Source organism: Treponema denticola (genome assembly GCF_024400535.1).
In the GTDB taxonomy this organism is placed as follows: domain Bacteria; phylum Spirochaetota; class Spirochaetia; order Treponematales; family Treponemataceae; genus Treponema_B; species Treponema_B denticola_C.
On sequence record NZ_CP038800.1, the window covers coordinates 2,005,073 to 2,016,595 of the forward strand.

Below are 11,523 nucleotides of genomic sequence, written 5' to 3' on the forward strand. Positions count from 1 at the left end.
AGGTCAAATGTTGGAAATGCCGAATGATAAACGGCAAATTGTATTTCATACTTCGTTCTTTCATTATACATCAAAAAAACTAAAATACCAAGCAAAATTAAGAAAAAATTGGGAAATTTTGAGTTTAGCCGCAATTTATTTTGCATCATTTATTTTTCATGCTTTTTTCCGCAGCGTTTACATACTCCTCGCCCCAGTAATTGCAGAGGATGGCGTAAGCTTCATCTCGGAGGGAGGGAATAACACGCTTTAAGTGGCGGAGGTTTTGAAGCAAGGCTGTTTTACAGCGGTTTTGCAGGGCTGCGGTCAGCTTTTCGGCATTGGGGGCGCTCAAGGGGTGTTCTTCAAGATACGAAAAGATTACGGCAAAGACCGAGGCTGCCGTGCAAGCCTTTTCCCAGCGGGCAAGGTCTTTTATTTCTTGGTTGGAGCTTATGCCCGTGCCTATATGATAGCTATACACGGTGTCTTCTATTCCGAAATAGGAGCGTGCATGGAGCAGGATAAAAAAGTAAATAAGCAGGTCTTCTCCCATTGTGCAAAAGGTGTGAGGTATATCTGCAAAAGCCGCCTTCACCGCCTCGGTACGGAAGAGCTTTGCCCATAAAAAACTTGATAGCTCTCTTTTTAGTAAAAAAGGATTTAAAAGTTCATCCCCTTCCAAAAGCCCGATATGAACCTTTTTTATCTTTTCGTCCATTTCGGCAAGGGGGGCTTCTTTGTAAAGCGGGGCTTCCTCATCGGGAAAGCCGGTCTTGCACTCCGCCCTACCGTGGATGATATCGGCAGCATCCGCAAGGGAACCATTGCCTGAGGCAAGCAGTCCATTGTACAAATGCAAAAGAGCATCCGGCGGAAGGGTATCGTCGGAATCCGCAAAGCAGAGGTAGGTGCCGGAGGCGGCTTGTACGGCAGTGCGGCGGGCTTCAACCAGTCCGAGATTTTTGGAGTGTTCTAAGAGAATAAGGGGAATGCCGGCGGCTTTGAATTTCTTTTTATAGGGTTTAAGGATTGTAGGCAAGGAGCCGCCGGCGGGGCTGCCGTCGTTTACGATGATAACTTCAACCGGCAAGCCCCCCGCCTTTGTATCCGCCGGCAATGGCTCCTGCGCTAACACGCTATCCAGCAGCGCAGGAAGGGAGCTTTCCGTTCCGTAGACCGGAACGGAAAGACTGATAAGAGGCTTATTCCCAAGCAAAATAGGAATCATTGTCCAAGCTTTTTGAGAATGAAACATCCGTACCCTTATCGGTAGAGTTAGGATCGCCGGTTGAACCGTCGGCTTTAAGTTCAAAGGTCCAGATAAAGTTGTACTGGTCGGCTTTTCTGCTAGTGGGGCTTTCTACATAGCCGTAGAAACCGTCGGAGGCGATAACCATTTTTTTAGGCATAACGGCAATAAAACGGTAGGGGGCAAACTTTCCGCCCTCTTTTCTCTCAGCATCGCTTCCGGGCAAGGGATCGGGTTCCGAGGAGTGCAGACGTTTTAAAGTATCCGCGGTAAATGCGGTATCGGTTTTTCCTATCTTCCATAACTTGCCGGAAATGGATGCCTTTTGCGGCTCCCCAGCCCCATTCTCGTCATTTCTGAACTCTTTGGCGGTTACGCCGTACAAAACACCGTCCTGAATGGAGAGATCGGTAAGGTTTTCAAAAGGTGAAAATATGTCAGCGCCAGGGCTATAGCTTTTATAAGTTGTTGCAGGAACAACTTCAATAGTGCTTTCGGGTGTGCCATAACCGGTAGTATTATGTGTATATTTTTTAACCGTGATGGCATACTTTTTAGTAGTTGGGTCTTCTTCTTTAAAGGTTTCTCCCACATAGAAGCCGTTTTTATCGGCTGCAAGGGCGGTAAAGCGTGTTTTGTTATTGCCAACATCTTGAGGCCCTCCAAAAGTGCCGCTGCTGCTGCCGGCGAAACTAGTGTCTGCCACAACGGAAAAAAATGGAGCGTTCCTCTCCCATGTAAGCCGTTTGATATATGATTTATCACTGTCATCATAACTGCAATACAAGGCGTTTACCGGTTGAGCGGCCGAGTTTTTTACAGCTCCCGATATGTCAACGGCAATGGCAACCGGTTTATCTGGTAATGTAGTACTTACAGTTGCGCTGCTATCATAGCTGCCGTCATCTTTCAGCTCAAAGCGGTGTATAGAGAAGTTTCCACTGCTATATCCTACTATGTAAATGTTTCCGGCTTCGTCAAAGCAAAACACATCGGTAAAATGATTGTCACTTGATTCTGAAGCAGCAATCGAATTGCCTGTCGCGGGCACAGTATTGTATGAATCAAGCTGATAATAGTCGAAACCATGCCCAGTGCTACTCTTTGTCCAGACGATGGTCTTTGTACTTACACCTGTCCATACAGGATTTTCGCCCATCCAGGTAATCCCCGAAGGGGCATCGGTAAAGGTAAGCGTATCGTCTTCTTTTTTAAGGGCAGCGATGCGGTTTTTGTTTGCGGTAATACGGGGCTTTCCTTTTTGAAACTCAAATTTTACGCCGTCATCGGCTATGTAGAGGTTTTCTTCATCAAAGCCGATTACCTTTACGGGGCCGTAGAAGTTGCTTTCATCGGTAGGGTAAATACCGTTTTGTGCAGTATGGGAATCTGCAATGCCGATACGGACAGGATTGCTTATTGTGCCGTCAGCCGGATTATAAGAATATTTGACAATACCGCCTAAGGAAAAGTATTTCCAAGAGGTTTGATATGTAGAAAAAAGCACATAGAGGCTATTCTCTGTCATGTAGAGGTCTTTTATTTCACTGTGTTCAGTGGTGGAAGTACCCTGATTTTGCAACTCAATCTTTTGGTCATCATTTAAAGCGTAGTCTTTAAGCTTTTCAGCTTTGTTGCCGCTTATCTTAAAGCTGCTAAGTTTCCTGTTGTTAATGTATGCAATCAATATATCATTATATACCGCAATGTTTCCTATGTATTTACTCTCTCCAAGGGTAATTTCTTCAAAACTGCCGTCTTCCTTTATTCTGCACACATTCGGATATGGGGCACTCGAATTACTGACAAGAGCATATACCGCACCTGTTGCATGGTCGCTTGCAAGTATTCCTATACTGGTATTGTTAGGAACGGAAAAGGTTTTATCATAGCCGCCCTCGCTTGTGTAACGTTCAATATTCCACCGGTTGCCGGTGTTGTATACAAGATAGGTTCTGCCCTTATTGTCGCGGCAAAAGTTATGATAGTTAATGCGCTCTTTCTTTACTTCCTTTGAACCTATTTTCAACGTGAATGTGTAATCATTTACACTGCTTGTATAAGGCTTATTAGTACCGAACAGCAGGCTGTTTAGTGCGGCGGCGGCTTTTTTAAGCTTAACGCTGACGGGATTGGTACCGGAAGTAACTGTATGCTCAGCATAGCCCTTCCACACTGCAGAAGCGGTACTTATCGTAACTTTTATGCCGATTCTTTCGCCGACGGGAAAGGAGCCGCTCCATGTCTTTTCTTGACCGGCTGCAAAGTCTATTTTTTCTGAAACATTGGAAGAAATTATTTCCAAGCTTATCGCAGCATCCTTTATAACGGGTAAGCCGTTTGTATCGACTGCTCTTTCATTACTTCCAAAATCAATAATTACCGTTCCGGTATTTTCGGATAATTTCATCTTACATGCCGACAGCAAAACAGCGGCTAAAGCTAAAATAAATAAGATTTTCTTTTTCATAATACTTCTCCTATCCGCGGTTTATTTCGCATTATTCATACTTCGTTCATCCATTATACATCAAAAAAACTAAAATACCAAGCAAAATTAAGAAAAAATTGGGAAATTTCGAGTTTAGCCGCAATTTATTTTGCATCATTTATTTTTCATGCTTTTTTCCGCAGCGTTTACATACTCCTCTCCCCAGTAATCGCAGAGGATGGCGTAGGCTTCATCGCGGAGGGAGGGAATAACACGCTTTAAGTGGCGGAGGTTTTGAAGCAAGGCTATTTTACAGCGGTTTTGCAGAGCAGAAGTAAGTTTTTCGGCATTTGGGGAACTAAAAGGGTGTTTCTCAAGATAGGAAAAGATTACCGCAAAGACAGAGGCTGCCGTGCAAGCCCGTTCCCAGCGGGCGAGGTCTTTTATTTCTAGGTTGGAGCTTATGCCCGTGCCTATATGATAGTTATACACGGTGTATTCTATTCCGAAATAGGAGCGGGCATGGAGCAGGATAAAGAAGTAAATAAGAAAGTCTTCGCCCATCGTGCAAAATGTGTGAGGAATATCTGCAAAAGCAGCCTTAACCGCCTCGGTACGAAAAAGTTTTGCCCATAAAAAACTTGATAGCTCTCCTTTTAGTAAAAAAGGATTTAGAAGTTCATCTCCTTCCAAAAGCCCGGTATGAACCTTTTTTATATTTTCTTCCATTTCGGCAAGGGAGGCTTCTTTGTAAAGCGGGGCTTCCTCATCGGAAAAGTCAGTCTTGTACTCCGCCTTACCGTGGATGATATCGGCGGCATCCGCAAGGGAACCGGTACCTGAAGCAAGCAGTCCATTGTACAAATGCAAAAGAGCATTCGGCGGAAGGGTGTCATCGGAATCCGCAAAGCAGAGGTAGGTACCGGAGGCAGCTTGTACGGCAGTGCGGCGGGCTTCAACCAGTCCAAGATTTTTAGAGTGTTCCAAAAGAATAAGGGGAACGCCTATAGCCTTGAATTTCTTTTTATAGGGTTTAAGAATTTTAGGCAGGGAGCCGCCGGCGGGGCTGCCGTCGTTTACAATAAGAATTTCGATAAGGGGGCAGCCGGCCTGATAAGAGGTTCTATCTTTTTTATTTAACCTCAGCGGACGCAAAGAGCTCAAAGTTTTTTTTGGATTAAAAATCAGGCTGTCATTCACGGAACCAAGTAATAGGCCTTGCTCTAAAACACTGTCTAGCAAGGCCGGAAGGGAGCTTTCCGTTCCGTATACCGGAACGGAAAGACTGATAAGAGGCGCCATTATTCCCAAGGAAAGCCGGACTGATTCTTTAATTCTTTTGAGAATGAAATATCATTTTCCTTATCATCGGATTCAGAATCGCCGGTTGAACCGTCGGCTTTAAGCTCAAATGTCCAGATAAAGTTGTACTGCTTAATTTTTCTGCTAGGGGGAGTGGAGTTTTCTACATAGCCGTAGAAACCGTCAGAGGCGATAACCAGTTTTTTAGGCTTGACTGCAATAAACCGATAGGGGGCAAACTTCCCGCCCTCTTTTCTTTCATCATCGCTTCCGGGCAAATGATTAGGCGCTGAGGAGTGCAGGCATTTTAAAGTATCCGTGGTAAACGCGGCATCGGTTTTGCCTATCTTCCATAGCTTGCCGGAAATGGATGCCTTTTGAGAGTGATTATCGGAATCATATTCATTTTTGAACTCTTTGGCGGTTACGCCGTACAAAATACCGTCCTGAATGAAAAGGGCATTCATGTTTTCAGAAAGTGAAAATACTGTACCGCTTGGTGTAGCACTATAGTAGACGGTTTCGGGAACAACTCCAATAGTGCTTTCGGGTGTGCCATAACCGGTAGTATTATGTGCATATTTTTTAACCCTGATGATATGCTTTTTAGTATTTGTCTCTTTTTCTTTAAAGGTTTCCCCCACATAGAAGCCGTTTTTATCGGCTGCAAGCGCGGTAAAGCGTATTTCTGCTTTAACGCTACCGGTAGTAGTATCTTGCGGCCCTTCAAGAGTACCGCCTACGGCAAAACTAGCATCATCCGCAGCAGAAGAAAATGCAGCATTCTTCGCCCATGTAAGCCGTTTGATATAGGATTGATTACCGTTATCATAACTGCAATACAAGGCATTTACCGGTTTATCTGCCGATTTTTTTACAGCTCCCGATATGTCAACGGCAATGGCAACCGGCGATTGACCGACTGAGGCTACCTGTGAAGAGGTTCTTTCAGGGACACTATCATAGCTGCCGTTATCGTTTAGCTTAAAACGGCATATATAGGGGTTGTACACGTCCTCTTGCACTATGTAAAGGTTGCCGGCTTCGTCAAAACAAAACACATCGGTAAAGTACAGCATTTGATCTGGAGATGCTCCGCTTGAATTCAGTTTAAGAAGATTATCCGGTGAAGGAGTTCCATCAGGTTGAGTCAATTGATAATAGCTAACACCGCCCACTGCAAGGCTATATATCACGCTATTCTTTTTCCAGACAAGGGTCTTTGTACTTACACCTGCCCATACAGGATCTTCGCCCAGCCAAGTAATCCCGCTTGGGGCATCATTAAAGGTAAACACATTGGTTCCTTTATTAAGCTTTGCAATGCGGTTTTTGTTTGCGGTAATACGGGGCTTTCCTTTTTGAAACTCAAACTTTATGCCGTCATCGGCTATGTAGAGGTTTTCTTCATCAAAACCGATTACCTTTACGGGGCCGTAGAAGTTGCTTTCATCGGTAGGGTAAATACCGTTTCCGTCAGAAGTATGCTCATTTGCAATACCGATGCGGACAGGAGTGCTTATCGAAGCGGTTGTACCGTCAGCCGAATATGAGTATTTGACAATACCTCCTAAGGAGTAAGAGTCGCTACTGTGATTGCCAAAAGCGGAAAAAAGCAAGTACAAGGCATCTTTAGTCATGTAAAGGTCGTTTATCGTCCCATGTAACCACCCCGCCAACGCCTCTAATGTAATCTTGGTATCTTCGCGTAAATTGGGCTGAACGGAAAGCGTAATTTCGGAAACGGTATCTTCGGTTATGCGGTACATTTTTAATTCCGGACCTCCCATTCCATAGCCTGAGGCGATGAGTACATTATTATATACGGCATAGCCGGTTAGATGCCCGAGAGACGCTCCCGTCAATTCTATAGGCGAGCCGCCGGCTTCGTTTATTCTATAAAGCTTCATATTCCCGCTGGAACCGCTGGAAATTTCTGCAGCAATGTAGACTTTACCTGTTGCATGGTCGCTTGCGAGAATCAGCGGAGAAACGCCCATGAAACCGTCAAAGCTTTTATCGTCCTTATCACCCTCGCTTTTGTAACGTTCAATATCCCACTGGTTACCGGTGTTGTATGCAAGATAGATTCTCGCCTTATTGTCGCGGCAAAAGTTATAATACATAATGTGTTCTTTCTTTACTTCCTTTGAACCTATTTTCAGCGTCAGTGTGTATGGAGCATGGGGGCCGCCTACATGTACATCTTGTCCATGCAGCTTATCGGTACCGAAAAGCAGGTTGTGTAAGACCGCAGCGCTTTTTTTAAGTTTAACGCTGACGGGATTGGTGCCGGAAGTAACGGTGTGCTCGGCATAGCCTTTCCATTCTGCAGAAGCGGTGCTTAGACTTACCTTTATGGTAAGCTTTTCACCTATAGGAAAGGAGCCGCTCCATGTTTTTTCTTGACCGGCTGCAAATTCTTTTTTTTCTGAACCATTGGAAGAAATTATCTCCAAACTCATTGCAGCATCTTTTATAATGGGTAAGCCGTTTGAATCGACAGCCCTTTCATTACCTCCAAAATCAATAACTACCGTTCCGGTATTTTCGGATAGTTTCATCTTACATGCCGACAATACAGCGGCTAAAGCTAAAACAAATAAGATTTTCTTTTTCATAATACCCCTCCTTCCAAAGACACCATTAAAATTATTATCGGTTTATTCTGCATCATTTGTTCTTCCATTATACATCAAAAAAACTAAAATACCAAGCAAAATTAAGAAAAATTTCAATAATTTATGTTAAAAAATTAAGAAAAAATTGGGAAAATTGTAAAACTTCGAATTTAACCGAATGCATAAGAGCGTAAAACAGAATTGATTTTTGTTTTATAGCCTTTACCTTGAGATTTAAACCATTCCAATACATCAGCATCTATTTTAATACTAGTTTCACTTTTTTGATGTATTTCATACCATGGCCTGAATTTAGCAAGCTCCTCTTTAGATTGTTTGGGGCAGTCATCAGTAGGTATAGACTTTGCCTTTCGGATAGTTTTTTTTTTCTTCTTCGGTGAGCGGAGTTTTCTTTAAATCATCTAATGTCATAGTTACTATAGTATTCATTTATTTCCTCCTGATTTGCTTTCCGTGCTGATCATCTATACAAAAAATTCAAAGGCATCGAAGGGGTAGCCGGATCTTAAACTTGGGAGGGATGCATCGATTTCGGTGTTTGAGGGAACTTTATAAGGCAAATCAAGTTTAAAAATACGGTTTACGGCCTTACCGCAAAGTTCGTCCAGTCTTTTTTCGGAGCAGCCGGCCTTGCGCAGTTCTTTTAAAAGAATCAGAGAACCGGCAAAGCCCGGAATACCGGAAGCGCCTTTTTTCTTATCTTCATATGTGTGGGGAGCGTGGTCGCTTTCGATCCAGTCAATCCCGCCTGAAATGAGGGCATTAAAAACGGCTTCTTGCTCCTCTTTTTCACGCAAGGGAGGGTTCATTTTTACAAAGATACCGGACTTTTTATAAGAATCAATGTTTAATAGGGCGTGATGAGCCGTAGCTCCGCACGAAATATTAATACCGCTTTTTTTTGCCTCGGCAACAAGCCTTATTCCCTCTTTTGTGCTTATGTGACAGACATGAAGATGTCCCTTAAAACCCTCGCTTTGCATAAGCTCAATCTGATCCTTTATGGACTCCGTTTCGGCAACAGGCGGGCGGGCAAGGCTGTGAGTGATAGGATTTTCAATATCGAAGATCGAATTATTCATAAGGTTTTCTTTTTCGCAATGAACGGCAAGAATACCCCTGTAATCGAATTTTTTAAGAGCGGCATAGACCTTCCTTTGGTCTTCTTTTTCAACTATACCCATGTTTCCGGTGGAATGACCTGCAAACATCTTAAAACCTACTATTTTAGGAAAGTATTCTTTATAGAATAAAACCATTTTTTCTATTTGAGAAATATCTGAAGTAAGACCGCCGTAAATACCGTAAAAGGCAGAAAGGCCGGCCTGCTTTATAGATTTTTCTGCAAGGGCAAAACGCTCTAAAATAGAGTCTGCATTTGTAAGAGGAGGATTGGTATTCGGCATATCAAAAAAGGCTGTAAAACCTGCGGGGCAGGCTAAGGTCAAGGCATGGGCTATAGTTTCCTTATCGGATAAAAGGCCGTCTCTAAGATGGACATGGGAATCTATCATACACTTTTATTTAAAGCCTACATTTAGAAAAATAGAACAGCCTCACCGCAACATTCATTTTTTATAATGCTTATTTCGAGTTTATTTTTTCCGTCAAATTCTATACCATCCAGACTTATTTTTAAGGCATAGGCCCTTATAGGTTCAACCCCTTTATTAACCGTTTCACTTATAACCCTCATAGTAACAATTTCATAAAAGTCCCCGTTGACGGAAACGGTTATATCATCGGTGCCGAGCTCAGGCGCAATTACTTTTTCCTTGCCTACAAGCAGCTTTAGACTCATCGGCCTAAAATAAATCATCATAGTCTTATCTGCATCTAGAGAAGGAAAAAATATCAAACTAAAAATTTCTATTTTACCAAGAATAGGGTTTATCTCAAGGTCATGCCTTAAATCTATATTATAACCCCAAAAATCAAGAAATTTTTCATTAAAACCTTTTGAAGCTATAAAGAAAGGATACCTTTTAGCATCAGCTTCCAGACAAAAACAGCCGGACTCATCAGCTTCACCGCTGATGATAACTTCAAACCTTTCCGTTAAAAGAGCAACTTTAGCATGACTGACAGGCTGTTTGTTTTTATCCCGCACAATTCCCTTTATAACACTCATAAAAATAACTCCCGTACCCCAGATTATACCGTAAAAAATAGAATATTGTCAAGTAAAAAGTAAAAATTTAAACTATTTACGCTTATATTTTGAGGCGGAGCTCAAACCTTCTTTTTTCCTTTGTGTTCCGTTTTTCCGTTTTTGCCCTCTTTTACCCTTACCGATAGAACCGTAATTAGCCGGAGCCTCACTTTTTACATCAATATGCATATGAGGTAAGCCCCTTTTCTTTTTACAGAGGCGCAGAGCATCATTTGCAGCATTTTTAGGCATTGTAGCGAGAGAAAATTTATCCATAACCTCTATGTCATCTACAAGCCGTTCGGGGATTGAAAGAAGACGGCTTAGCATTTCGGCAAGTTTTCGCTTTGTGATACCGTCTTTTCGGCCCACACCTATATAAAGACGCAAAGAATCGTCATCCGATTTTCGTGCCCTCCCTTCGGAACGCACAGGCTTGATTGTTTTATAATGAGCAGGCGATAAAAACGAGCCGTATTGCATTTGAAGAATAAAGGAGAGAACTGTTTGGGCATCTCCATATTCTACAAGTTTATTTGCAAAGGCAGCAAAGCCCTGTTCGGGTTTTTCTTCGCTAATGCGTTTTTCGATTTGGGCAGCCGTTTCTTTTAAGATACGGGTACGCTTGATTTCGATGACTTGTTCGATTGAAGGAATTTTGCCTTCTTTTAATTCTCCGCGGGCATGTTTGCGCAGGTACTCTATTCTTTTTACCTCGTTCGGGCGTACAAAGCTGACGGCAACTCCTGCCGCTCCGGCCCGTCCCGTTCTTCCTATACGGTGGGTATAAGTCGGCCCGTCATAAGGAATTGCATAGTTTACAACATGGGAAATACCCTCGATGTCTATACCCCTTGCGGCAACATCGGTTGCAACAAGAATGCGGGTCTTTTTAGATCTAAAGCGTTCCAATATTTTTTCCCTTTGACTTTGAGGAATATCCCCGTGGAGGGCGGCAGCTTCGTAGTGCCTTTCGTCAAGTTCCTTTGCAACATCATCGGCATCGATTTTTGTTTGGCAAAATACGAGGCCGTAAAAGTTAGGGCTTGTATCTATAAGACGGACAAGGGCTTCGGTTTTATCCCCTTCCCTTACAACCCAAAAAAATTGTTCCGTTAAAGATGCTCTTTCTTCTTGAGGTTCTTCTTCGACAATTTCATAGTCGCCCATAAAGTCGGAAGCTATGCTCAGTATCTGCTTGGGCATCGTCGCCGAAAACATTAAAACACGGGCTTCAGGATTTGCCTTTGAAAAGATATTTTCTATGTCTTCGATAAAGCCCATGTTAAGCATCTCATCGGCTTCATCCAAAATAAAATATTCTATATCTTCGATTTTTAGGGAGCCCCGTTCAAGATGATCCATTATGCGGCCGGGAGTTCCTACAACAATTTCGACGCCGGTTTTTAGGCTTCTAAGTTGAGGGCCTATCGCCGCTCCTCCGTAAACGGTTGCGATACGGGGATATTCTTCGATTCTAAAAGATTCAAGTTCGCCGGCAACTTGAACGGCCAGCTCTCTGGTAGGAACCAAAATAAGGGCTCTCACCCTTCCGGTGTTTGAACGCAGCTCCTGCACAAGGGGAAGGCCGAAGGCTGCCGTCTTTCCCGTTCCTGTCCGAGCCTTAGCGATAACATTTGCTTCTCCTGAAAGAAGGCGGGGAATAGCCAAAACCTGAATAGGAGTAGGTTCTTCAAAACCTTTGGCTTCAACTGCTTGCAGGACTATATCGTCAAGTCCCAATTCTTTAAAAGTAATTAACATA

The 11,523-nt window shown here is 43.2% G+C and carries 8 protein-coding genes; all 8 read right to left on the reverse strand.

The window, feature by feature from the left end; translation table 11 throughout:
* Nucleotides 1-145: 145 nt before the first annotated feature.
* The 8 genes from E4N78_RS09545 to E4N78_RS09580 all read right to left on the reverse strand — a co-directional run bounded on the left by E4N78_RS09545 (nucleotide 146) and on the right by E4N78_RS09580 (nucleotide 11,522).
* On the reverse strand, nucleotides 146-1,237 hold the full coding sequence (locus E4N78_RS09545) for a glycosyltransferase family 2 protein (protein WP_255810324.1): 1,092 nt from the start codon (nucleotides 1,235-1,237) through the stop codon (nucleotides 146-148).
* Nucleotides 1,185-3,701 carry a hypothetical protein gene (locus E4N78_RS09550; RefSeq protein WP_255810325.1) on the reverse strand — a complete coding sequence of 839 codons (2,517 nt, stop codon included), beginning with the start codon at nucleotides 3,699-3,701 and terminating at the stop codon, nucleotides 1,185-1,187. Before E4N78_RS09550 ends, E4N78_RS09545 begins: the two co-directional genes overlap by 53 nt.
* A 135-nt stretch (nucleotides 3,702-3,836) precedes the next feature.
* Nucleotides 3,837-4,964 carry a glycosyltransferase family 2 protein gene (locus E4N78_RS09555; protein ID WP_255810326.1) on the reverse strand — a complete coding sequence of 376 codons (1,128 nt, stop codon included), beginning with the start codon at nucleotides 4,962-4,964 and terminating at the stop codon, nucleotides 3,837-3,839.
* A complete protein-coding gene (locus tag E4N78_RS09560; RefSeq protein WP_255810327.1) occupies nucleotides 4,964-7,585 on the reverse strand; it encodes a hypothetical protein in 2,622 nt (873 codons plus the stop codon). The genes E4N78_RS09555 and E4N78_RS09560 overlap by 1 nt, the downstream gene beginning before the upstream one ends.
* A 170-nt stretch (nucleotides 7,586-7,755) precedes the next feature.
* Nucleotides 7,756-7,962, reverse strand: a complete 207-nt coding sequence (locus E4N78_RS13860) for a BrnA antitoxin family protein (RefSeq protein WP_370645038.1) — start codon at nucleotides 7,960-7,962, stop codon at nucleotides 7,756-7,758.
* Between the two features lie 108 nt (nucleotides 7,963-8,070).
* Nucleotides 8,071-9,120 (reverse strand): dihydroorotase, encoded by a 1,050-nt coding sequence (locus E4N78_RS09570; protein WP_255810328.1) that lies wholly within the window; start codon nucleotides 9,118-9,120, stop codon nucleotides 8,071-8,073.
* Nucleotides 9,121-9,143: 23 nt separating this feature from the next.
* Nucleotides 9,144-9,737, reverse strand: coding sequence for a carboxypeptidase-like regulatory domain-containing protein (locus tag E4N78_RS09575; RefSeq protein ID WP_255810329.1), 594 nt, complete (start codon nucleotides 9,735-9,737; stop codon nucleotides 9,144-9,146).
* 72 nt (nucleotides 9,738-9,809) lie between these two features.
* Nucleotides 9,810-11,522, reverse strand: a complete 1,713-nt coding sequence (locus E4N78_RS09580; protein ID WP_255810330.1) for a DEAD/DEAH box helicase — start codon at nucleotides 11,520-11,522, stop codon at nucleotides 9,810-9,812.
* Nucleotide 11,523: the final 1 nt, after the last annotated feature.